The following is a 21,490-nucleotide window of genomic DNA, read 5'->3' on the forward strand; positions in this document are numbered from 1 at the left end:
GGGCCATTCCGGCCTCGGAGAATCGGGTTCGGCCCGGACCACTCGGGGCCCGACAAACAAAAACGCGAAAACAACCCCATGCACAGTAACCGCTCCCTTGGCGGCACTGCGATTTTTCGATTTTACGAAATCGATTTGCTCCGTCGGGCAAAACGGGGGTAGAATGTCATCGTCGCGCCGCCCGTGATCGCAGGGCCCTGGCGGCCACCGTCAGCGGCGGCGGGATTGGCGGCACCTTTAATGCGGCGGCAAGGCCCGCTATATTGCCAAGTAGGTTCAGCTGCCCTCACCGGAAACCTGTCATGGCCGACATCACGGTACATCTCGACGATGAACTTTACGACAAGGCTTCGCGCGTTGCTCGGCTGAACAATGTAAGCGTGAAAGAACTCGTCGAGGAGGTCATGCGCCGCCATCTGGACTACGTCGAGGTGGTGCAGGATTTCTCGAAAATGCCGCCGCTCTCGCTCGAGAATTATGAGCTCCATCGCGACGCCGACGAAAGCGATGAGGACTACGCATTCAGGCGCTCACTTTTCCAGTGAGGCCTGAATGGCCCCGCCCTTCCGACGCGGCGACATGGTCTGGAGTTACTTTCCGTTCGCCGAGACTCCCGACATTCCCGCACGGACGCGGCACGCGGCGATCATCATCGGCGCGTTTTCTGCAATCGACGCCTCCAAGATGCTGGGACACCAGGCGCCGGCGTACGGCGCCGCGGTTGCAGTTTACACCTCGTCTCAAGTCAGGAAGTTCGGCGACAGTCTGCCGATCGGGATCATCCAGGTCCCATTGGACAGGGCGCGTCAGAACAAGAACAGCTCCGCATTCTTCATCGATACGCGCGTCCGCGCGTATCTTCCGATCCACAAGGGCTACTTTCCCGATCTGGATACGCCGGATCATGGCCTGATCGCGTCAATCGATCCGGGATTGTTCAGACGCGTCATGGAGGAGTTTGCGCGAGTGAATGAGCGGGCGCGCGAGCAAATCGTGACTGTGGGCCCGCTCCGGCCGCGCTGATCGCGAATGACTAAGGTCATATGCTGGTCGTTCTGGGACGCGCTATTTGTGCGATCCTGGAAGGACAGTCGCTAATCACCACACCAAATAGACCGCCATGCCGCCGCGGCCGGCTGCATGGCGACGGAAGCGCGCTCAACACCCAGCCTTGCCCTCCGCCCTCCGATAGGCCACCATCCCCGCGCGCATCACCAACAAAACCAACAGCGCGAGGAAACGCATGAGCAAGCCGTCACGCTTCGACTATGGCTGGGTCGTTGTCGCCGCGGGTGCGCTGATGACTTGTGTCGGGTTCGGCACGATGCTGTCGCTGGCGGTGTTTTTGCAGCCGATATCGGAAGCGATGGGCTGGTCGCGCGCCGGCGTCTCAGCGGCGGCGACGCTGGATTTCCTCTGCATGGGATTTGCCGCGTTCCTGTGGGGTACGCTGTCGGACCGTTTTGGCACGCGTATCGTGGTGCTCGCGGGAAGCGTTCTGCTGGGGCTTGGTCTCGTGACCGCAAGCCAGGCGACAAGCCTGTGGCAATTCCAGCTTTGCTTCGGCGTGCTGATCGGCATTGCGGCCGGCAGCTTCTACGCACCGATGATGGCGCTCGCGAGCGCGTGGATCGAGACCAACCGCAGCCTTGCGGTGGCGCTGGTCTCCGCCGGCATGGGCGTGTCGCCGGTGACCATCGCTCCGACCGCGAGCTGGCTGATCACCACCTATGACTGGCGCACCGCGATGCTGGTGATCGGCATCGCTGCGTGGGCGCTGCTGATCCCCGCCTGCTTCCTGGTGCGCCCGGCGCCGGTGGCGGCGGGCGCCGCCGGTGCAGACTCGGCGCCGGAGGTCGAGCTGACCGCGGCGCAGGCGCTGCGCACGCCGCAATTCATCGCGCTCGCCGCGGCACATTTCGCCTGCTGCGCAGCGCATTCCGGCCCGATCTTCCACATGGTGTCCTATGCGATGGTCTGCGGCATCGCTCCGCTCACGGCGGTGACGGTCTACAGCGTCGCCGGCGTCTCAGGCCTCGGCGGCCGCCTGCTGCTGGGCGCCCTCGCCGATCGCATCGGCGCAAAGCCCGTGCTGGTCGGCGGCCTCCTTGTGCAGGCGATGTGCATCGCGACCTATCTTGCGGTCGCTCAGCTCGGCGAATTCTACGCGCTCTCGGTGGTGTTCGGCCTCGCCTATGGCGGGGTGATGCCGCTCTATGCGGTGCTGGTCCGCGAATTCTTCGGCGCGCGCATCATGGGCACCGTGTTCGGCGCAGTGTCGGCCTTCGCCAGCCTCGGCATGGCGCTCGGGCCGTGGGCCGGCGGACTCGTGTTCGACAATTTCCAGCGCTACACATGGCTGCACGTCGGCTCCTTCGCGATCGGCCTCGCCGCCGTCGCGGTAGCGCTGAGCTTCCCGACGAAACGCAGACCATTGCTCGACCTGGGCCGCGCTGCGGCGTGAGGAGGCAACGCGCAACGGCCAACCGTTGATCACGCGCTCACCACGTGATCAACGGCGAACGATGCAGCCAGGTGTCGACCTGCATTTGGTCCAGCACGAATGCCGCAACATCTTCTCGCGAGATGGCTCCGCCATTGAAGCCGCCGAGATCCGTGAGCGCCCGGATCGCGCCGCGGCCGGACTTGTCGTTCAGGACGGCGGGGCGAACGAGAATCCAGTCGAGCCCGCTGTTTCTGACGATCGCTTCCTGCCGGTTCTTGTCGGCATAAACCTTGCGCAGAAGCAGCGGGAAAATCACGCGGTCAAAGACGAAGCCGCCATGGCCGGCACTGTCTCCCGCGCCGATCCCTGTGATGCAGACCAGCCGGAAGACTTGCTCGGCCTTCATCGCGTTCACGAGCGCGCGCGTCGCCGTCGAGAGCAGCGTCACTTCGCGGAATAGGCTCGCTGGGGTACCGAGCGCGTTGACGACGACGTCCTGGCCAGAGACGGCCTCACGCAATGCTTTCTCGTCGCGAGCGTCTCCAACGACGACTCTTGCGCCGCTCGGCTCGCCCGCCTTCCCGGGTGACCGCACGAGCGCGGTCACTTGATGTCCTCGCGCCAGAGCCTGGCTGACGATCCGACGCCCGGTAGGGCCGGTTGCTCCAAGAACCAGCACCTTCAATGGGGCCTTTGCATTATCATCCGCAGAACTGATCATGATGGAATTCCTTGTCGTCGTGGTTGGAGCGCGCTCGTGCCTCAGGCCGAGGCCACGATCCCGGACACGAAGTCGCGATAGGAGCGCAAGGGGCGGCCCAGAAGCGCCGTCAAGCGTTCGACGTCGCCCGCGTCGGGGATCATTCCATCGGTGAGGAAGCGTTCGCTCATCAGCCGCATGTCGAACGCCATCCAGCCCGGCATGAACTGCCTGAGATTCTTCTCGAAGCTGGCAGTATCGTCGCCGCCATAGGCGATCGCGCGCCCCAGCACGTCCGACCAGATGCCGGCGACATCCGCGCCGGTCAGCGTGTGGGGGCCGACGAGATTGATGCGGTCCAGCGGCAGCGGTCCTGCGGCCTGCTCGCGGTGAACCAGCTCGAGGGCTGCGATCTCGCCGATGTCGCGCACGTCGATCATGGCGAGGCCTTTGCTGCCGATCGGCATCGGGTAGACGCCGTATCCGGTCACCACGTCCTTGATCGTGAGTTCGTTCTGCATGAAGTAGGCTGGGCGCAGGATGGTGGCATTGAAGCCCATCTGCTCGATCATCCGCTCGACGCCGAACTTGCCCGCGAAGTGTGGCACGTTCACGTAGAGGTCGCTGTGGATCACCGAGAGATAGACGACCCGTTCAACGCCGGCCTCGCGGGCCAGGTTAAGCGTGATCAGCGCCTGCGTGAATTCATCCGGCACGACTGCGTTGAGCAGAAATAAGGTGGAGACACCTGCGAGAGCGTCGCGAAGCGCATCGACGTCGAGCAGATCGCCTTGCGCGACCGTGACGCCTGCTGGGAAGCTGGCTTTCGCGGGATCGCGGACGAGCGCGCGCACGTCGGCACCGCGCTTGACGAGCTGTTCGACGACCTGGCGGCCGACAGCGCCTGTGGCGCCGGTAACGAGGATGGTCATGGGGATCACTCCGGTTTGGGGTTGGAAGACACCCGGAAACTAGCGATCCAAATTCGAACCAATAGATGGTATATTTGGACAGACTGTCTTACTGGTGGAACGAATGGACCTGCTCGGACTTGCCGATTTCAACCTCGTCGCCCGGCACGGAGGGTTCGGACGGGCCGCCCGGGCTGCCGGGCGCCCAAAAGCAACGCTTTCCCGCCGGGTGGCGGAACTGGAGAGCAGCCTCGATCTGCGCCTTTTCGAGCGCGGAGCACGCTTGCTGAAGCTCACCGAGGAAGGCCGGGCGCTGTTCGAGCGGACGACGGCATTGCTCGCCGAGCTTGACGAGACGGCAACCGCGATCGCTTCAGGTGGAGACAAGCCGCGGGGCAGTTTGCGGATCAGCGCGCCATTGCTCATCTCGCAAACCGCCATGGGCAAGCTCGCCGCCGGGTTCGCGCTCAGATATCCGGAGGTCCGGCTCGAGATCACGACGGAAGACCGGGCCGTCGACATGGTGGAGGAAGGTTATGACCTCGTGATCCGGGTCAATCCGAATCCGGATGAGAACCTCGTCGGACGAGTTTTCCTGCGCGATCGGCTGGTGGTCGTCGCAAGCCCGAAACTTGCTCTACCCGCGGGCGATATCACTGTTCCCGTGGTGGTGCGCGGGGCGAGCGACCAGACCGCGATCTGGGAGATGACGGCACCGGCTGGACCACCGCGAATTAAAGTTGATCCGGTTCTTCGCTTGTCGTCGCTTGTCATGGTTCGCGATGCAGTGCGGGCAGGTGTGGGCGCCGGTCGATTGCCTGTGTCGCTCGTGAGTCACGATCTCGCGGCCGGCACGCTGGTGCATTGGGGCGACGTCGATGGACCGGAGATCGCCTTATGGGCACTCTACCCATCGCGACGACTGCTGAGCGCTCGTGTATCCGCCTTCCTCGATTATCTCAAAGATGCCTTTCCCACGGGAACGCCGGACGAACTGGCCGCCTATGTCGATGGATGAGATTTGCAGGTTCTCTGAATGCGGCGGTTGAAGCGAAGTGAACCGCCGTTCCGAACCTTGATCCTCCCCGCCAAATAGACCACCATCGCGCATCTCACCGCTCACGGCAGAATGGGCGAGGAAACGCGCATGAACGCAACTCCCGGAGTTGGTCTCGTCGAACGTGCCCGGGCGCTGGCCCCGCTGATTGCGGGCGAAGCAGATGAGATCGAGCGGACGCGGCGGCTGACGCCGGCCGTCGTCGCCGCGCTGATCGAGAACGGCCTTTATCGTGCCCTGCTGCCGCAGAGCCTCGACGGTGCGGACGACGCTTCCTTCAAGGCTTGCCGTTCCAATGATGCGGCCGCCAATGGCGGCGACGAAGACTGTACGTTTGCCTATCAGCTGCCTGACGGCATCCGGACTGAAGCTGCGCCCGACCCGTTCGATAATCTCGTCCGTGTAGTCCTTTGCGTTCGTCTCGCGCAGCGCATGCAAAATGACCTCGCTGATGCCATCGGCATCGTCTTCGCGCGCGGGCCGGATCGTGCACTCCATGGATCGCTCAACTGAAGCCGCTGGAAAGATCGAAATCTCACGCCTGCGCCGCGTGACCGGCAATCGGCTTGCCGCGCAACCGAGCTCAATGCTACCATTGGTAGCATAATCGTCGCAAGCCGCCCGAGAGGACAGATGGACCAGCCGATCCGCGGCGATGCTCGCCTCGCCCCGATTGTCGCCGGCACGGAGGGGCCGGCCGCGCTGGCGCCGGAGCACGCGCTGTTGAGCGAGATCGTCGACGCCTTGTCCGGCGGGCAGCTCACCGCCACCTCGCTGGCCGAACTTTATCTCGCGCGCATCGAGGCCTATGACCGCAACGGCCCCGCGCTCAATTCCGTCCGCGCGCTCAATCCCGATGCGCGCGCGATCGCGGCCGAGCTGGACGACATCAAGCCATCGGTCGGGCGGCCGCTGGCCGGCGTGCCGATATTGTTGAAGGACAACATCGCCACCGGCGACAAGCAGCCGACCACGGCCGGCTCGCTGGCGCTGGAAGGCGCGCGCGCCAGGGACGACGCGACCCTCGTCAAGCTGCTGCGCGACGCCGTTGCGGTGATCCTCGGCAAGGCGAACCTGACGGAGTTCGCCAACATGCTCGCGGTCGACATGCCCTCGGGCTATTCGTCGCTAGGCGGTCAGGTGAACGCGCCGGCGCTGGCGGACGAACACGGCATCCCGGTCGTGCAGCCAGGCGGATCGAGCTCGGGGTCGGCGGTCGCGGTGGCGGCCGGCCTGTGTGCGGCGTCGATCGGCACCGAGACCTCGGGCTCGCTGCTGTTCCCCGCCAGCCAAAACGGTCTCGTCACCGTGAAGCCCACCGTCGGACTGATCAGCCGCGCCGGCATCCTGCCGCTCGCACACAGCCAGGACACCGCGGGGCCGATGACGCGCACCGTGCGCGACGCGGCGCTGCTGCTGAACGTGCTGGCCGCCAGGGACCCGCTCGATCCGGCGACACGAAAGCAGCGGCGGCCCGTCGACTTCACCGCGGGCCTTACCGCCGACGCTATCAAAGGCGCGCGCATCGGCGTGCCGAGCGACCCCGCCGATCCCTTGAACGATTGCTATTACGGCAAGCTGCCGCCCGACTGGGTCAAGGTGATGACCGAGACGATCAAGGTGCTGGAGAATATCGGCGCCGTCATCGTACGCGCCAACATGCCGACGCTGGGCTGGATCGGCGGGCCGGGCACGACCATGGCCGTGCTCAACCGCAATCCACTGAGCGTACACAAGGGCACCATCGCGAGGCCGCCGGTCGTCTTCCTCTACGAGCTGAAGCACGATCTCAACCTCTATTTGAGGGATTGGGCGACCGGCACGGACATCAAGACCATCAGCGACGTCATAGCCTTCAACGAAGCGAACGCGGGGAAGGCGTTGCGCTTTGGTCAGGACCATTTCCTGGCCGCTGACTTGACCAGGGGCGATTTGAGTGAGCGCGAGTACAAGTCGGCCCGTGCCATGGACCTGCTCTCGGCCAAGACGCGCGGCATGGACGCCTACATGAACCAGCACAAGCTCGACGCGGTGCTGTTCGCCGGCGCCACGGGCGCTGCGATTGCTGCCAAGGCGGGCTATCCCAGCATCATGGTGCCGGGCGGCTTCGTCTCGGGGACAACGGAGGGCAAGGACACGCCCGATTATCCGCTCGGCGTCGCCTTCGCAGGGAGAGCCTGGAGTGAGCACAAGCTGCTGCGGCTGGCCTATGCCTTCGAGCAGGCAACGCGCGCCCGCAAGCCGCCGCCGGGGCTCAATTCACAGCTCGCAGCGCGGCCGTGAAGGCGGCGAGATCGGTTCGCGCCGTTTCGTCCGGTGCCCATCTGGGAAGGTCGGCAAGCTGCTCGAGCACACGGGCTCGATCCTGTGGCAGCAGGAAGCTCGCCCAGACCTCGCGCGTGTCGCGGATGGCGGCGGCGACCAGGCGCGCGTTGGCGGATTTGCCCGCGCCCTGGATCGCCGCGCAGACGGTGCCCAGGATGAATTCGGCGGCGCTCCGGCGGAAGCCCGTAAATCCATCCTGGCGGATACGGGTGCGCTGCTCCGGCGCGAGGCTCGCCATGAACAGCTCGCCCGCAACCGCCTCGCGCGCCATGCCGCGGATGGCAAAGTTCATCGCCGCCGCGTACTGATCGCCATACTCGGTCATGTTGCGCTGGAGCGCCGCAAGATCGGGCTGCGCCCCCGGCTTCGCGCCATACAGCGCGAACAGCTTGGAGGTCGCGTTGGCGGCGTCCATCCACTCCATCAGCCAGCTCATGTCGCTCGCCTTCGCCGGCGGCAACGCCTCCAGGGCTCCAACATCGAACACGCGGCCGAGCAGCGCAGTGGTCTCCGGCCGGGTCAGGTCGGGTCGCTCTCCTTTTTTCGCCACGCCTTCGACGTAGACCCGGAACATCCGCGCGGCCTCGCCCGCGGCGGCCGCGTCACGGGCCCCGTCCTGCGCCAACGCCGGCGAAGCGAGCGCGAGCAGGACGATGAGGATTCTGACGATCGGCATGGGCAACCTCAGCCGGCGCGACGTTCGCGGCGATGATGGTTGTTCGTCGCGAGCCGCGTTGCCGAGGTTCACGACCCCGGCCTTCTTGCGGCGCGCGCGGAGATGGCCGCACCTTGATCCTCCCCGTCAAATAGACCACCATCCTGTTCTCACCGCTCACGACAGAAGGGGCGAGGACACGCGAATGTCGGAGCTTCCCGGATCTGAACTCGTCGAACGTGCCCGCGCCATCGCGCCGCTGATCGCGCGCGAAGCGGACGAGATCGAGCGGACGCGGCGGCTGACGCCTTCCGTGGTCGCGGCGCTGATCGAGAACGGCTTTTATCGCGCGCTGCTGCCGCAGAGCCTCGGCGGAGCTGAAGCTCCCATCGAAACCTTCATGCAGATGCTGGAGGAGATCGCGAAGGCGGATGCGTCCACGGCCTGGTGTCTCGGGCAATGCAGCGTCTGCGCGATGATCGCGGCCTCGCTCGATCGCGATACCGCGCAGGAGATCTTCAACACTGCGCCCGGCATCCTGGCCTGGGGCGCGATCGCGCACGAGGCGCGCGCGGTCGGCGGCGGCTATCGCGTCACGGCGCGGTGGGATTTTGCCTCGGGCTCGCGGCAGGCAAGCTGGCTGGGCGCGCATGTGCGCATTCTCGGGACTGACGGCACGCCGCGCAAGAACGCCGATGGCTCGCCGGAAGTGCGCACCATTCTGTTTCCTGCCGCAAGCGCGACGTTGCACGATGTCTGGCAGGCGATCGGGCTCGCCGGCACCGGCACCGATTCCTACGAGGTGAGCGACCTCTTCGTCCCCGAGCGCTTCACGGCGTTCCGCGACGTGCCGTCAGGCTTGCGCGAGACCGGCCCGCTCTACAGGATCGGCACCGGCGCTGCCTTCAGCCTCGGCTTTGCCGCGGTGTCGCTCGGCGTGGCACGCGCGACGCTGGATGCAGCGATTGCACTTGCGCGCGAAAAGCGCCCGTCACTGGCGGCCGGCGCGATGCGCGGCAACGCGGCGGTCCAGGGGCTGATCGGCCGCACCGAAGGCGATTTGCGCGCCGCGCGCGCCTATCTCCATGCCTCCGCGACTGCGATGTGGCGCGAGCTGTCCGCGACGGGCGAGTTCAGCGCCGCGCACCGCAGCGCGGTGCGACTGGCCGCGACCTGGACCATCCATCAATCGGCACGTGTGGTCGACACCGCCTATCACATGGCCGGCGCGACCGCGGTGTTTCGCAGCAACCCGTTCGAACGCCGATTTCGCGACATGCACGCGATCGCGCAGCAGATCCAGGCGCGGGATAGCCATTACGAGGATGTGGGGAAGGCAATCCTGTCAACGCCCGAGCCGTGATCCGCTTGTCGGCTCAAGCTCGGTGCGCGCCGAGCGACGGCGGCCGATCGCGGACACGTTGGCTGGATCCATAGGGTTGCTCAACGCATTTTGATCACACCCTTCGGCAGCCTAAGGTAGCGTCTCACAACAGCATAATCTGCAGGACACGCCCAGACAAAAGGGAGGTGATATGCGGCGGATTCCAACCCTGATCGGTACGATCCTCTTCACGTTGGTCATGGCGGCGCCCGCCTCTGCGGAAAAGGTCTATTACCTTCACGACCCCGGCGGAAACACCGCCGCGCATATCTACACCTACACACACGTCAACGCAGAATATGATCGCGTGGTGATCGACGGTCGCTGCAAGTCGTCTTGCACAACGGTCCTGGGGGTCGTTCCCCTCGACAAGATCTGCATTGCCCCGAGCGGCTATTTCATGTTTCACGCCGCGCATCACGGCGACCGCAGCATCAACCCCGGCGAGACTCAGTTGATGATGTCGTCCTATGCGCCTGCGGTGCGGGACTGGGTGATGAAGCACCACGCGCTCGAACAGGTGGACCCGTACACGTACCTATACGCCCGGAATGTGACGTTCATCCGCCACTGTCGCCGGTAGCCCCGAACTTCAACCTGGAAGCGGACGCTCCAAGATCTACGCCACCAGCGCGGCGTCCTCGCCGTCGATGCCGCGCTGCGCGGCCAGCAGGCTGATGATCTCGGCGTTCGGCCGGGCCTTGCTGAACAGGAAGCCCTGGCCCTCGTCGCAGCCCTCGGTGCGCAGGCAGCTGAGCTCGGCTTCGGTCTCGACGCCTTCGGCGGTGATGGTGACGCCAAGACCCTTCCCGAGGCTGACGATGGAGCGGATGATCGCCTGGGCCTCGCGATTGGCCCCTAAATCGCGCACGAAGGACTGGTCGATCTTGATCTTGTCGAACGGAAAACTCCGCAAATAGCTGAGGCTGGAATAGCCGGTGCCGAAATCGTCCATCGAGATCCGCACCCCGAGCGCGCGCAACGCATGCAGCGTCGCCAGCACCTGCGCGCTCTTCTCCAGCAGCAGCGTCTCGGTGATCTCGAGCTCGAGCCGCCGCGGCGGCAGGCCGGAATGCCTCAAGGCGTCCGTCACGATCGAAAGCAGATTGCCGCTACGGAACTGCAGCGGCGACAGGTTGACCGCGACGCGGACGTCGTCCGGCCAGGTCGCGGCATCGAGGCACGCCCTGCGCAGCATCAGCCCGCCGAGCGGATTGATCAGGCCGGTATCCTCGGCGACCGGAATGAACTCGGCCGGCGAGACCATGCCGCGCTCGGCATGCGGCCAGCGCACCAGCGCCTCGAAGCCGGTGATGCGGCCGCTCTGCAGGTCGATCAATGGCTGATAGTAAGGGCGCAGCACGTCGTTCTGGATCGCGCCGCGCAGCTCGACCTCGATCTTGCGGCGGCTCTGCGCTTTCGCGTCGAGCGCGGCCTCGAAGAAGGCGAAGCTGCCGCGCGCGTCCAGCTTGGCGCGCGACAGTGCCATGTCGGCGCTCTTGAGCAGCTTTTCGGAATCATCGCCGTCGCCGGGCGCCATCGCGATGCCGATCGAGGCGCCGATCACCACGGAATGGCCGTCGAGCAGATAGGGATCGGCGATCGCCGCAAGCAGACGTTTTGCCAGCATCACCGCGTCCTCGGGGCGCGTCAGGCCGCTCTGCACGATCGCGAATTCGTCGGAGTTGAGCCGCGCCAGCGCGTCTTCCTCGCGCAGCGTCGAGCGCAACCGCTTGGCGACGCCGCGCAGCAGCTTGTCGCCGACCGCATGGCCCAGCGTGTCGTTGACCGACTTGAAACTGTCGAGCCCCAGCATCAGCAGCGCGACCTTGTCGGTGCTGCGCCGCGTGTGCAGCAGCATCTCGTCGACCTGCTGGCGCAGCAGGCTGCGGTTCGGCAGGCCGGTCAGGCCGTCGTGCTGGGCCATGAAGGCGAGCCGTGCCTCGGCGCGCTTGCGTTCGGTGATGTCCATCAGCGCGAGCAGCACCGCCGGCCGCTCGGCATAGGTCAATTCGCGGGAATAGATCGCAAGGTCGATCAGCGCGCCGTCGGCCTTGACGTGCTTCCAGGTGCGGCCGGCCTGCTCCTCGCCGGTCGAGCCGGCGGTCCAGGGCGGCTCGCTGTCGAAGGCCTGCAGCGAGCGGATCTTCAACCGCTCGAACTCGGCGCGGCTGTAACCGTAATGCGCGACCGCGGCGTCGTTGACGCCGAGGATGCGCTCGTCGTCCAGCGCGCAGACGATCATGGGAACGGGATTGCCGTCGAACAGCAGGCGGAACGAGGCCTCGCGCTGCTTCAACTCGGTGATGTCGACGCGCAGGCCGACGACGCCGCCATCGTCGGTCAGGCGTTCGTCGATCAGGATGACGCGGCCGTCCGACAGCTTCTGCTCGTGGCGCGCGCCGGGCTGATAGAGCCTTTGCAGTCGCTCGGCGATCCACTCGTCCTCGTGGCCAATCGCCTCAGGATAATCGCCGCGGGCAACGCCGATGCGCAGCGTGTCTTCGAGACGCGCGCCCTCTTCGAACAGATCGGCGGTCTTGCTGTAGATCTCGGCGTATTTCTTGTTCCAGAGGACGTAGCGGCCTTCGGCGTCGAGAAACACGATGCCTTGCGGCAGGATGTCGACGGCCTGGCGCAGGCGCTCATGGGATTTGCGCGCGTCCGCGATCGCGGCTTCCGCCTCGGCGCGGCTGCGCAGGACTTCATCGCGTTCCGAAAGGGCGCGCGGCGCGCGCGCGAAGCGCGGCTTGCGCGGCGATTGGCCGGCCCGGGCAAGCACGTTTTGCTTTCGTTTTCTTGTTTTTCGAGACCCCAAACCCAACTTCACTCGTCCCAGTCGCGCCCAACGGCGCAAGTTTTGGGGCAAGTGTCTGAAAAAAAAGTAATCTTGGGTGGTCCGGCCGGCCGCGGCCGCGCCTTGCGGCAACTGTAGACCGGATCGACTTGCCTGTTTGAGAGGCGCAGCAGCGTCACAGGGCGCGGCAAACCTGTTGCCTCGCCGCTATCGCAGAAAGACGCGACGCAAATATGCGCGCTATTCATGATTCAATTCCGAAAATGCATCGGCTTGCATGCCGCTAGAAAACGGTCCGCGCTCCGCGCATGAATTTTGGTCAATGCAGGATACGGTTATCGCACTGTTAAGAATCCGGCTGGCCCCACGAAAAAACTACGACTTTTGGACGACCTTGTTGGACGTGGGATCGACATGCCGGGCGCGCCTTCGCGCTGGGGCAACGGCCGTCAAGACGCTGTGAGATCGTCCGCCGCGGCACAGCCCGATTCTTAACCCCGACGCCGTGTTGGGTTATAAGTGCTGCGCATGAGTCCCCGCCGCCTCACCCCTCTCCTGGTTTTAGCGACGTTCCTGACCGCCGGCGGCGCGCTGGCCCAGGACAAGGGCAGCGTCACCCCGAAGCCGCTGCCGCCGCGGGCCAATCCCAACGACCCCGATCTCGCCGCCAAGGAGCTGTTCGCGCGCAAGCTGCTGCCGTCGAAGGGGGCGGCCCATGTCATCGGCTCCTACACCAAGGGCTGCATCGGCGGCGCCGAGCAGATGCCGCTCAACGGCGACAATTGGCAGGTGATGCGGCTGTCGCGCAACCGCAGCTACGGCCACCCCGAGATGATCGCGTTGATCAAGCGGCTCGCGGCCAAAGCGCGCAAGGACGCGGGATGGCCGGGCATCCTGGTCGGCGACATCGCCCAGCCGCGCGGCGGCCCGGCGCTGTCGGGCCATGCCAGCCACCAGATCGGCCTCGATGCCGACATCTGGCTGACGCCGATGCCGGACCGCCGCCTCTCGCGCGAGGAACGCGAGGACATGTCGGCGGTGATGATGGTGCGCCACGACCGGCTCGACATCGATCCAAAAGTGTTCACGTCAGGCCATGTGCTGGTGCTGCGCGACGCGGCGCGGGAGCCGGCGGTGCAGCGCATCTTCGTCAATGCCGCGATCAAGAAGGCGTTGTGCCGCGAGGCCAAGGGCGACCGCGCCTGGCTCTCGAAGATCCGCCCCTGGTGGGGCCACGATTACCATTTCCACATTCGCATGCGCTGCCCAGCGGGCGCCCGCGAATGCGAGGGCCAGCCGTCGCAGGCCGAGGACGAAGGCTGCAAGCCAGCCGATCTCGCTTATTGGTTCTCCGACGCGGTGCTGCACCCCAAGCCGCCGCCGGAGCCGCCAAAGCCGAAACCGCCGATGACGCTGGCGCAGATGCCGGCAGCATGCAAAGCGGTGCTGCATGGGGCGGATGCAAAGCCGTAGTGTGTGTGTAGGCCGCTCTGCCGCTGTCGTCCCGGAATGACGAACTCGTTGGTTGGTTCGCGTCATAATAATGCGCTAGGATGACCTCGCCGCTCAGCCGTAAGCCCGCGGCATCTCCGGGACGCGCATCCCGTCGAACAAGCCTGACCGCAAGCCTCGCACCGCTCGCGCGGCCAACGATGGGATTTCACATGCGCGTCTTTGCCTTCCTCGCTGCGCTCTCGTTCGGCGCGACCTCCGCTCTCGCCGCTGAAGAACCGAGCGGCTGCGACAAGTTCAAATGGCCGATCGAGCGCGAGCGCGCCGCGCTCACCGCGCCGGACCGCACAACGCTCGCATCGGGAAGCGAGCAGGCGAGCTTGCCCTCCTCGGCCATCACGCTGGGACTGGTTGCCCCAAGCGAGGCAAAACTGCCGACGCCGCCGGAGCGCGCGCCCAAGGACGGCAGCTTCGCCGGCTTCACGAGCGTCAAGTCCGCCACGGCCGGGCTCTACACGATCAGCCTGTCCGCCGGCGCCTGGATCGACGTGGTCCAGGATGGGCATGTTCTCAAGCCCGTGGCCTTCAGCGGTGCGACCGGTTGCGGCGGCATCCGCAAGTCCGTGAAATACGAGCTTTCGGCGCGGCCTTTCGTACTTCAGCTCAGCGGCGCCAAGGAGAATTCGGTCGGGATCGCGATCCTGCCGGCGCAATAGGCCCGCCCGGCCGGACAAGCGGCCACCCTTTGACCTCGGGCGCCAGCCTGCTATCTTCGCAATTGCGATATCCCTGCCGGCCGTAAGCCGCAGCCGGGCCCCATGGAGCAGCGCTTCCACCCGTCGCAACCTGACCCACCAACGCCAGACCTGTGCGTGCATCTTGCGCGCGCGGCCTCGCACGGAGCGCTCCCCATGTTACGCATTTGTCGACTTTTCACCGCCCTCGTGATCCTCGCAAGCGCGAGCCTTTCGCCGGCCGCCGCCGAGGACAAGACCATCACCGTGTTCGCCGCGGCGTCGATGAAGAACGCGCTCGACGAGATCGACGCCGCCTACACCGCCAGGACCGGCGTCAAATTCTCGGTCAGCTATGCCGCGAGCTCGGTGCTGGCGCGGCAGATCGAGCAGGGTGCGCCGGCCGACGTGTTCGTCTCCGCCGACACCGACTGGATGGACTACGCGATCGCCAGGAAGACCATCAACGAGCCTTCCAGAGTCAATCTGCTCGGCAACAGCATCGTGCTGATCGCGCCAAAGGATTCCAAGATCGACAACGTCACCATCACGCAAGGTTTCGACCTCGCAAAACTCGCCGGCGACGGCAGGATCGCAACCGGCGACGTCAAGTCCGTACCCGTCGGCAAATACGCCAAGGCGGCGCTGGAGAAGCTCGGGGCATGGCACGCCGCCGAGCCGAAATTCGCGATGGCCGAGAGCGTGCGCGCCGCGCTGACGCTGGTGGCGCGCGGCGAGGCCAACCTTGGCATCGTCTATGCCACCGACGCCAAGGTCGAGCCCGGTGTCAAGATCGTCGGCACCTTCCCGGCGGAGTCGCATCCCGCGATCATCTATCCGGTCGCCGCGACCGCGACGGCGAAGGACGGGACCAGCGACTATCTCGCCTTCCTGCGCTCCTCGGCCGCCAAGACCATTCTGGAAAAATACGGCTTCAAGTTCCTGGTCAGCCCGACAATCTGATATTCACCACCTGATGTCAGACATCTCTCCCGCCGAATGGACCGCGATCCTGCTCTCGCTCAGGGTCGCGATCATCGCAACGCTGGTGGCGACGCCATTCGGCATCGCTCTGGCGTGGCTGCTGGCGCGGCGCGATTTCTGGGGCAAGTCGATGCTCGACGCATTCGTGCATCTGCCGCTGGTGCTGCCGCCTGTCGTCACCGGTTATCTCCTGCTCCTCACCTTCGGCCGCAAGGGACTCGTCGGCGGCTTCCTGGCCGACACTTTCGGCATCGTCTTCGCCTTCCGCTGGACCGGAGCGGCGCTGGCCTGCGGCCTGATGTCGTTCCCGCTGCTGGTGCGGCCGATGCGGCTGTCGATCGAGGCGATCGACCGCCGGCTCGAGCAGGCCGCCGAGACGCTCGGCGCCGCGCCATGGAAAGTGTTCTTCACGGTGACGCTGCCCTTGGCGCTACCCGGCGTGCTCGCCGGCATGGTGCTCGGCTTTGCCAAGGCGATCGGCGAGTTCGGCGCCACCATCACCTTCGTCTCCAACATTCCCGGTGAGACCCAGACGATTTCCTCGGCGATCTATTCGCTGATCCAGACGCCGGACGGTGACGCCGCGGCCGGCCGGCTCGTGATCGTCTCGATCGTGCTGGCGCTGGGCGCACTGATCGCCGCCGAATGGTTCGCTCGCCGCGCTACGCAGCGCCTGCACGGGAATTGACCATGCTGCGCGTCGACGTCGAGAAGCAACTCGGTGAATTCTCGCTTCAAGCATCCTTCACCGGCGAGGGCCGCGTCATCGGCCTGTTCGGCGCCTCGGGCGCCGGCAAGACGTCGCTGGTCAACATGATCGCGGGGCTGCTGCGGCCCGACCGCGGCACCATCGTGCTCGACGGCGAAACCGTCGACGACACCGCGGCCGGCATCCATGTCCCGGCCTGGCGCCGCCGCATCGGCTATGTATTCCAGGACGCACGGCTATTCCCGCATCTCAACGTCGCGCAGAATCTCGACTATGGACGGCAGATGAACCGCCTGGCGCCGGATCCGGCGCAGCACAAGCGCGTCATCGACCTGCTCGATATCGGTAACCTGCAGGGCCGCCGTCCCGGGAAGCTCTCCGGCGGCGAGCGCCAGCGCGTCGCGCTCGGACGCGCGCTGCTGGCAAAACCGCGCCTGCTGCTGCTCGACGAGCCGCTCGGCGCGCTCGACGAGGGCCGCAAGCTCGAGATCCTGCCTTATCTGGTGCGGCTGCGCGACGAGGCGAACGTGCCGATGGTCTATGTCAGCCACGACGCCGCCGAGCTGCGCCAGCTCGCGACGCAGATCGTGATGCTGAAGCAGGGGCGGGTGACGAGTTTTGGCGGGGTGAAGGTGCTGGCGTGAGAGCGTAGCCTGGATGGAGCGCAGCGCAATCCGGACTCTTTCGTACCGATACAGCGGCCCCGGATTACGCCGCGCTCCATCCGGGCTACGAACTGTCATTCGAAAAGCGAAGGTCGAGCCTCGCTAAACCCCCGCTACCGACGTCCACACATCCGCAAGCCTGCGCCGCAGCGCCTGCGCCCGCGTCAGCGGCGGTGGCGTCTCGTCTTCTTCCGGCAGGCGCAGGCCGACGACGTTGACACGGCCGCCGGAGATGCTGCGCGCGACCAGCACGATCTCGTCGAGCGGGAGCTCGGCGCCCTCTTTCGGGGCGCGGTCGAGATGGACGTCGAAATAATCGGCCAGCGTCAGCTTGCCCTCGTCCTCGCCGACCTTGACGCCGTAGATCCCGGCGAGCTCGGCCAGCGTGTGCTCACCGGAGACCATGAAGTCGCCGAGCAGATGCGGATCGGGCGCCGAGCTCGGCTGCATGTCGACGAAGAAGCGGTCGAGCGATTCGGCCTTTTCCGGCGGCGCCAGCAGGTAGATGTAGTCGCCGGGCGCGATGGGGTCGGCCTCCAGCGGCGTCAAAATGTTCTCGTTGCGGATCACCAGCGTCGGCTTGGACCAGGACGGGATCAGGCCGCGGCGGAAATACAGGCTCTTGGGCCGCACCGGATAGCCGACCAGCTGCTGCTCGAGCTGGCCGGGCAGATCCAGCTCGACACGGCGCGGACCGCGCTCGGCGCGCGGCAGCGCCACGTGCAGCTTGCGCGCGGCGGGGGCCAGCGTCCAGCCTTGCAAGAGCAGCGAGATGATGACGACGACGAAGGCGACGTCGAAATAGAGATAGGCCTTGGACAGGCCGACCAGCATCGGGATCGAGGCCAGGAAGATCGCGACGGCGCCGCGCAGGCCGGTCCAGGCGATGAATATCTTTTCGCGCCAGTTGAAGCGGAACGGCGCCAGGCACACGAACACGGCGATCGGCCGCGCCACCAGCATCAGCACGAAGGCGACCCCGACCGCCGGCAGCACGCTGGCCCCTAACCGGCTCGGCGAGACCAGCAGGCCGAGCAGCACGAACATCACGATCTGCGCCAGCCAGGTTGCGGCATCGAGGAAAGCCACCACCGAATTGTGCGCGCGGGTCGGCCGGTTGCCGATGATGATGCCGGCCAGATAGACCGCGAGGAAGCCGGAGGCGTGCATGATCTGCGAGCCGCCGAAGATCACGAGCGCCGCGGTCGTCACGAACGGCGCGTGCAGACCCTGCGGCAGCGCGACTTTGTTGAGCGCGATGACGACGAGCCGTCCGCCGAAGACGCCAACGACGGCGCCCAGCACCGCCTCCTGGATGAACTCCATCGCCACATGGCTTGCGGAGCTCGATCCCAGTGAGATGTATTCGACCAGCATCAAAGTGAGGAAGATCGCGAAAGGATCGTTGGTGCCGGATTCGGCCTCCAGCGTCGCGCCGACGCGCGGGCGCAGGCGCAGGCCCTGGGTGTGCACCAGCAGGAAGACGGCGGCGGCGTCGGTCGAGGCGACCACCGCGCCGACCAGCAGCGACTCCGTCCAATTGAGGTCGAGCGCGTATTTGGCGAACGGCGCCGTGATCAGCGCGGTCAAGAGCACGCCGACGGTCGCGAGCACAACGGACGGCGCGAGCACGGTGCGGATGCTGGCAAAGCGCGTTCGCAGGCCACCGTCGAACAGGATCAGGGCCAGCGCCACCGAGCCGACCAGATAGGTGGTGCGGACGTCGTCGAACTGGAGCCCGCCGGGGCCGGAATCGCCCGCGAGCATGCCGATCACAAGGAAGACGAGCAGCAAGGGCGCTCCGAAGCGCAGCGCAAGCAGGCTCGACAGGATACCGGCCATCACGAGGACGGAGCCGAGCAATATGGCGATGCTGACGGAGTCGAGAGAGGCCATGCGGTGCTGCGGGTTACTCCGGAATGGACGCAATAAAGGGCTAGGCAGGCACCGGCAGTGCGCCCCCTCGCCCCGCTTGCGGGGAGAGGGTTGGGGTGAGGGGGGCTCTCCGCGGGGGCGGTGACAGATGGACTCGCGGAGAGTCCCCCTCACCCGGATCGCATCTGACGATGCGATCCGGCCTCTCCCCGCAAGCGGGGAGAGGCGAAGAGCGCGCTTGCCGGTACCCTATTCGTCCAACAATCATTCTGCTTCAGCATCTCTATCGTCGCCGCAGCGGCACGCCAACCCATTTCTCCCGCTCGCGGCAATCTGCCCGCATTTTACGGCCTTAACGCACTTCACTTCGCGGTGTATCGATGGCCCGGCCGCGCTCTTTGTGGGATTCTGCGGCTCCCTCGAATCAATTCCTCTCCGCTTGCCGACGAGACCGATGGACATGGACCTCAAGGACTTCATGGAGTTCGTGCAGACCACCGCGCGCAGCGTCGGGGCGGAAATCTCCTCGCCCTGGTTCTACCTGCAATTCGGCCTCATCCTGGCCGCGGCCGGCATCGCTTATGCCGCGGAGACCGGCGTGCGCAATCGGGTCGACATGACCGCGCTGAGGATGCGCTGGCCGCTGCCGCTCCGGCACTTCGCCCGGGTGATGGTCTCCAGCGCCTCGACGGCGGTGTTCACCTTGCTCGTGATCATCTCGCGCGTGGTGATGTATCACGCGACCTGGCCGAGCCGCTCCTATCTGCTGATGGTCGCCGCCAAGCTGGGCTTCGCCTGGCTCGTGATCCGGCTGGTGACCTCGGTGCTGCGCAACGCCTTCATCGTCCGCCTGGTGTCGATCACGGCGTGGCTTCTCGCCGCGCTCTCGATCCTCGGCCAGCTCGATACGACGGTCGACCTGCTCGATTCCTACGCGATCGTGCTCGGCGGCCTCAGGCTAACCCCGCTGCTGGTCCTCAAGGCCGGCGCGCTCCTGCTGATCGCGCTGTGGCTCACCAACATCGCGAGCAATTTCGCCGAGAGCCGGATCAACGCAACCACCGATCTGACGCCGTCCGTGCAGGTGCTGCTGGTCAAGATCATCCGCATCGGGCTTCTTGCCGTCGCAATCGTCATTGCGCTCGGCGCGGTCGGCATCGACCTGTCGGCGCTTGCGGTGTTCTCCGGCGCGGTCGGCGTCGGCATCGGTATCGGCCTGCAGAAGATCGTGGCCAACTTCATCTCGGGCATCATCCTGCTCGCCGACAAATCGGTGAAGCCCGGCGACCTCGTCACCATCGGCGACAATACCGGCCGCATCAGCGCGATGAAGACGCGTTACATTTCCGTCGCCGCCGGCGACGGCCGCGAGTTCCTGGTGCCGAACGAGGATCTGGTGACGCAGAAGGTCGTCAATTGGACCTATACCGACAAGAACACGCTGGTGAAGATCGCCTTCGGCACCAATTACGACGCCGACCCCCGCCTGGTCACCAAGCTCGCCGCCGAGACCGCCGCGGCCCATCCGCGCGCGACCAAGGGCAAGCCGCCGAACTCCATCCTGACCGAGTTCGCGGAAGCCGGGATGAAGTTCTCGCTGACCTTCTGGATCGCGGACCCCGACGGCATGGACAACGTCAAGAGCGACGTGATGCTGGCACTGTGGGACGCCTTCAAGCGCGAGGGCATCCGGGTTCCCTACCCCGTCCGCGAAATCCGCATCCGCGGCGGCGCGCTGCCGGTGGAAACCACCGTAGAAGTCCCGAATTAGGCCCGCTTTTGGGCGCAACAGGCGGCAAGATCCTTGTTTTGACGCGTTTTCTTCACACGAACCGGTAGCCACGTCGCTCGAAAACGCGCTGCCTTGGCTTGCGCGAAGGCCCGCAATCATTAAATTGGGGCCTGAAATCAAGACTTTCCGCCGATATCGAGCCCACCTCAGAAGATTGCGCCCGCATGAGCTACGTCGAAGCCTCCGATACCTCCCTGCGCAAGACCGGACAGATCAAGCTGCATGGGCCGAGCGCCTTTGCCGGCATGCGCAAGGCGGGCGCGCTGGTGGCCAAGTGCCTCGACGAGCTCACCGACATCGTCGGGCCCGGCGTGCCGACCGAGCGCATCGACGAATTCGTCCGCGACTTCGCCTTCAGCAACAATGCCTATCCGGCGACGCTGATGTATCGCGGCTATCGCTACTCGACCTGCACCTCGCTCAACCACGTGGTCTGCCACGGCATGCCCGGTGACCGTCCGCTGAAGGAAGGCGACATCGTCAACATCGACGTCACCTTCATCGTCGACGGCTGGTATGGCGATTCCAGCCGGATGTATGCGGTCGGCCCGATCGCACGCAAGGCCGAGCGGCTGATCGAGGTGACCTATGAAGCGATGATGCGCGGCATCGCCGCGGTGAAGCCCGGCGCCACCACCGGCGACATCGGTCACGCCATCCAGAGCTTCGTCGAGCCGCAGGGCATGAGCGTGGTGCGCGATTTCTGCGGCCACGGTCTGGGCCGCATGTTCCACGACGAGCCGAACATCATTCATATCGGCCGGCCCGGCGAAGGCGTGCAGCTCAAGCCCGGCATGTTCTTCACCATCGAGCCGATGATCAATCTCGGCAAGCCGCATGTGAAGATCCTCTCCGACGGCTGGACTGCCGTCACCCGCGACCGATCGCTGTCGGCACAGTTCGAGCACTCTGTCGGCGTCACCGCTGATGGCGTCGAGATTTTTACGCTGTCGGAGCGGCACGGCGAGAAGCAGATCGGGTGATCCTTCAGGGTCACCCTTAGG

The 21,490-nt window shown here is 65.7% G+C and carries 19 protein-coding genes and 1 pseudogene; 15 read left to right on the forward strand and 5 right to left on the reverse strand.

Annotation, left to right across the window (positions count from 1 at the left end; genetic code table 11):
• Window positions 1-302: 302 nt before the first annotated feature.
• From GGD61_RS08050 to GGD61_RS08060, 3 genes are all read left to right on the forward strand, one after another.
• Window positions 303-545 (forward strand): hypothetical protein, encoded by a 243-nt coding sequence (locus GGD61_RS08050; protein ID WP_092261224.1) that lies wholly within the window; start codon window positions 303-305, stop codon window positions 543-545.
• 7 nt (window positions 546-552) lie between these two features.
• On the forward strand, window positions 553-1,023 hold the full coding sequence (locus GGD61_RS08055; protein WP_092261225.1) for a hypothetical protein: 471 nt from the start codon (window positions 553-555) through the stop codon (window positions 1,021-1,023).
• 220 nt (window positions 1,024-1,243) lie between these two features.
• Entirely contained in the window at window positions 1,244-2,464 is a 1,221-nt protein-coding gene (locus GGD61_RS08060; RefSeq protein WP_092261226.1) for an MFS transporter, read from the forward strand.
• A 37-nt stretch (window positions 2,465-2,501) separates the two neighbouring features.
• Here GGD61_RS08060 and GGD61_RS08065 read toward each other — a convergent pair whose 3' ends face one another.
• Both GGD61_RS08065 and GGD61_RS08070 read right to left on the reverse strand, forming a co-directional pair.
• On the reverse strand, window positions 2,502-3,167 hold the full coding sequence (locus tag GGD61_RS08065; protein ID WP_092261227.1) for an NAD(P)-dependent oxidoreductase: 666 nt from the start codon (window positions 3,165-3,167) through the stop codon (window positions 2,502-2,504).
• Window positions 3,168-3,208: 41 nt separating this feature from the next.
• Window positions 3,209-4,078, reverse strand: a complete 870-nt coding sequence (locus GGD61_RS08070; protein WP_092261228.1) for an SDR family oxidoreductase — start codon at window positions 4,076-4,078, stop codon at window positions 3,209-3,211.
• 103 nt (window positions 4,079-4,181) lie between these two features.
• Between GGD61_RS08070 and GGD61_RS08075 the strand changes: the two genes are divergently transcribed.
• From GGD61_RS08075 to GGD61_RS08085, 3 genes and pseudogenes are all read left to right on the forward strand, one after another.
• Complete coding sequence (locus tag GGD61_RS08075; RefSeq protein ID WP_092261229.1) at window positions 4,182-5,075, forward strand: LysR family transcriptional regulator; 894 nt, start codon at window positions 4,182-4,184, stop codon at window positions 5,073-5,075.
• Window positions 5,076-5,204: 129 nt separating this feature from the next.
• Window positions 5,205-5,381: pseudogene (locus GGD61_RS08080) on the forward strand (acyl-CoA dehydrogenase); the annotation flags it as partial.
• A gap of 366 nt (window positions 5,382-5,747) precedes the next feature.
• Window positions 5,748-7,397, forward strand: a complete 1,650-nt coding sequence (locus tag GGD61_RS08085) for an amidase family protein (RefSeq protein WP_183230484.1) — start codon at window positions 5,748-5,750, stop codon at window positions 7,395-7,397.
• On the opposite strand, the gene GGD61_RS08090 is transcribed toward GGD61_RS08085, so the two are convergent.
• Window positions 7,369-8,115 carry a hypothetical protein gene (locus GGD61_RS08090; RefSeq protein WP_092261231.1) on the reverse strand — a complete coding sequence of 249 codons (747 nt, stop codon included), beginning with the start codon at window positions 8,113-8,115 and terminating at the stop codon, window positions 7,369-7,371. The genes GGD61_RS08085 and GGD61_RS08090 overlap by 29 nt on opposite strands.
• Before the next feature lie 184 nt (window positions 8,116-8,299).
• Between GGD61_RS08090 and GGD61_RS08095 the strand changes: the two genes are divergently transcribed.
• Both GGD61_RS08095 and GGD61_RS08100 read left to right on the forward strand, forming a co-directional pair.
• Window positions 8,300-9,457: an acyl-CoA dehydrogenase family protein gene (locus GGD61_RS08095; RefSeq protein WP_092261232.1), complete on the forward strand. Its 1,158-nt coding sequence runs from the start codon at window positions 8,300-8,302 to the stop codon at window positions 9,455-9,457.
• A 172-nt stretch (window positions 9,458-9,629) separates the two neighbouring features.
• Window positions 9,630-10,061 (forward strand): hypothetical protein, encoded by a 432-nt coding sequence (locus GGD61_RS08100; protein ID WP_092261233.1) that lies wholly within the window; start codon window positions 9,630-9,632, stop codon window positions 10,059-10,061.
• Window positions 10,062-10,097: 36 nt separating this feature from the next.
• Here the strand turns inward: GGD61_RS08100 and GGD61_RS08105 are convergent, their stop codons facing one another.
• Window positions 10,098-12,260: a bifunctional diguanylate cyclase/phosphodiesterase gene (locus GGD61_RS08105; protein ID WP_092261234.1), complete on the reverse strand. Its 2,163-nt coding sequence runs from the start codon at window positions 12,258-12,260 to the stop codon at window positions 10,098-10,100.
• A 543-nt stretch (window positions 12,261-12,803) separates the two neighbouring features.
• Between GGD61_RS08105 and mepA the strand changes: the two genes are divergently transcribed.
• The 5 genes from mepA (at window position 12,804) to modC (ending at window position 16,798) form a co-directional block, all read left to right on the forward strand.
• Window positions 12,804-13,748: a penicillin-insensitive murein endopeptidase gene (mepA, locus tag GGD61_RS08110; RefSeq protein ID WP_183230485.1), complete on the forward strand. Its 945-nt coding sequence runs from the start codon at window positions 12,804-12,806 to the stop codon at window positions 13,746-13,748.
• A 191-nt stretch (window positions 13,749-13,939) separates the two neighbouring features.
• Window positions 13,940-14,443: a hypothetical protein gene (locus tag GGD61_RS08115; RefSeq protein ID WP_177237362.1), complete on the forward strand. Its 504-nt coding sequence runs from the start codon at window positions 13,940-13,942 to the stop codon at window positions 14,441-14,443.
• Between the two features lie 195 nt (window positions 14,444-14,638).
• Window positions 14,639-15,424 carry a molybdate ABC transporter substrate-binding protein gene (modA, locus tag GGD61_RS08120; protein WP_092261237.1) on the forward strand — a complete coding sequence of 262 codons (786 nt, stop codon included), beginning with the start codon at window positions 14,639-14,641 and terminating at the stop codon, window positions 15,422-15,424.
• A gap of 13 nt (window positions 15,425-15,437) precedes the next feature.
• Window positions 15,438-16,133 carry a molybdate ABC transporter permease subunit gene (modB, locus tag GGD61_RS08125; protein ID WP_092261238.1) on the forward strand — a complete coding sequence of 232 codons (696 nt, stop codon included), beginning with the start codon at window positions 15,438-15,440 and terminating at the stop codon, window positions 16,131-16,133.
• A 2-nt stretch (window positions 16,134-16,135) separates the two neighbouring features.
• Window positions 16,136-16,798, forward strand: a complete 663-nt coding sequence (gene modC, locus GGD61_RS08130; RefSeq protein ID WP_092261239.1) for a molybdenum ABC transporter ATP-binding protein — start codon at window positions 16,136-16,138, stop codon at window positions 16,796-16,798.
• Window positions 16,799-16,921: 123 nt separating this feature from the next.
• Here modC and GGD61_RS08135 read toward each other — a convergent pair whose 3' ends face one another.
• Window positions 16,922-18,715 (reverse strand): potassium/proton antiporter, encoded by a 1,794-nt coding sequence (locus GGD61_RS08135; protein WP_092261240.1) that lies wholly within the window; start codon window positions 18,713-18,715, stop codon window positions 16,922-16,924.
• 433 nt (window positions 18,716-19,148) lie between these two features.
• Between GGD61_RS08135 and GGD61_RS08140 the strand changes: the two genes are divergently transcribed.
• Both GGD61_RS08140 and map read left to right on the forward strand, forming a co-directional pair.
• On the forward strand, window positions 19,149-20,465 hold the full coding sequence (locus GGD61_RS08140; RefSeq protein WP_183230486.1) for a mechanosensitive ion channel family protein: 1,317 nt from the start codon (window positions 19,149-19,151) through the stop codon (window positions 20,463-20,465).
• A 185-nt stretch (window positions 20,466-20,650) separates the two neighbouring features.
• Window positions 20,651-21,469 carry a type I methionyl aminopeptidase gene (gene map / locus GGD61_RS08145; protein WP_018316408.1) on the forward strand — a complete coding sequence of 273 codons (819 nt, stop codon included), beginning with the start codon at window positions 20,651-20,653 and terminating at the stop codon, window positions 21,467-21,469.
• Window positions 21,470-21,490 lie beyond the last annotated feature (21 nt).

The organism is Bradyrhizobium sp. SBR1B (assembly GCF_014198205.1).
Classification (GTDB): Bacteria; Pseudomonadota; Alphaproteobacteria; order Rhizobiales; family Xanthobacteraceae; genus Bradyrhizobium.

Bases quoted from the DNA above. Each gene is read 5' to 3' on its own strand.
- GGD61_RS08090 (WP_092261231.1), bottom strand. From the start codon at position 8,115: ATGCCGATCGTCAGAATCCTCATCGTCCTGCTCGCGCTCGCTTCGCCG.
- GGD61_RS08140 (WP_183230486.1), top strand. From the start codon at position 19,149: ATGGACATGGACCTCAAGGACTTCATGGAGTTCGTGCAGACCACCGCG.
- GGD61_RS08055 (WP_092261225.1), top strand. From the start codon at position 553: ATGGCCCCGCCCTTCCGACGCGGCGACATGGTCTGGAGTTACTTTCCG.
- mepA (WP_183230485.1), top strand. From the start codon at position 12,804: ATGAGTCCCCGCCGCCTCACCCCTCTCCTGGTTTTAGCGACGTTCCTG.
- modA (WP_092261237.1), top strand. From the start codon at position 14,639: ATGTTACGCATTTGTCGACTTTTCACCGCCCTCGTGATCCTCGCAAGC.
- modB (WP_092261238.1), top strand. From the start codon at position 15,438: ATGTCAGACATCTCTCCCGCCGAATGGACCGCGATCCTGCTCTCGCTC.
- GGD61_RS08070 (WP_092261228.1), bottom strand. From the start codon at position 4,078: ATGACCATCCTCGTTACCGGCGCCACAGGCGCTGTCGGCCGCCAGGTC.
- GGD61_RS08050 (WP_092261224.1), top strand. From the start codon at position 303: ATGGCCGACATCACGGTACATCTCGACGATGAACTTTACGACAAGGCT.
- map (WP_018316408.1), top strand. From the start codon at position 20,651: ATGAGCTACGTCGAAGCCTCCGATACCTCCCTGCGCAAGACCGGACAG.
- GGD61_RS08060 (WP_092261226.1), top strand. From the start codon at position 1,244: ATGAGCAAGCCGTCACGCTTCGACTATGGCTGGGTCGTTGTCGCCGCG.
- GGD61_RS08095 (WP_092261232.1), top strand. From the start codon at position 8,300: ATGTCGGAGCTTCCCGGATCTGAACTCGTCGAACGTGCCCGCGCCATC.
- GGD61_RS08100 (WP_092261233.1), top strand. From the start codon at position 9,630: ATGCGGCGGATTCCAACCCTGATCGGTACGATCCTCTTCACGTTGGTC.
- GGD61_RS08135 (WP_092261240.1), bottom strand. From the start codon at position 18,715: ATGGCCTCTCTCGACTCCGTCAGCATCGCCATATTGCTCGGCTCCGTC.
- modC (WP_092261239.1), top strand. From the start codon at position 16,136: ATGCTGCGCGTCGACGTCGAGAAGCAACTCGGTGAATTCTCGCTTCAA.
- GGD61_RS08085 (WP_183230484.1), top strand. From the start codon at position 5,748: ATGGACCAGCCGATCCGCGGCGATGCTCGCCTCGCCCCGATTGTCGCC.
- GGD61_RS08065 (WP_092261227.1), bottom strand. From the start codon at position 3,167: ATGATCAGTTCTGCGGATGATAATGCAAAGGCCCCATTGAAGGTGCTG.
- GGD61_RS08115 (WP_177237362.1), top strand. From the start codon at position 13,940: ATGCGCGTCTTTGCCTTCCTCGCTGCGCTCTCGTTCGGCGCGACCTCC.
- GGD61_RS08075 (WP_092261229.1), top strand. From the start codon at position 4,182: ATGGACCTGCTCGGACTTGCCGATTTCAACCTCGTCGCCCGGCACGGA.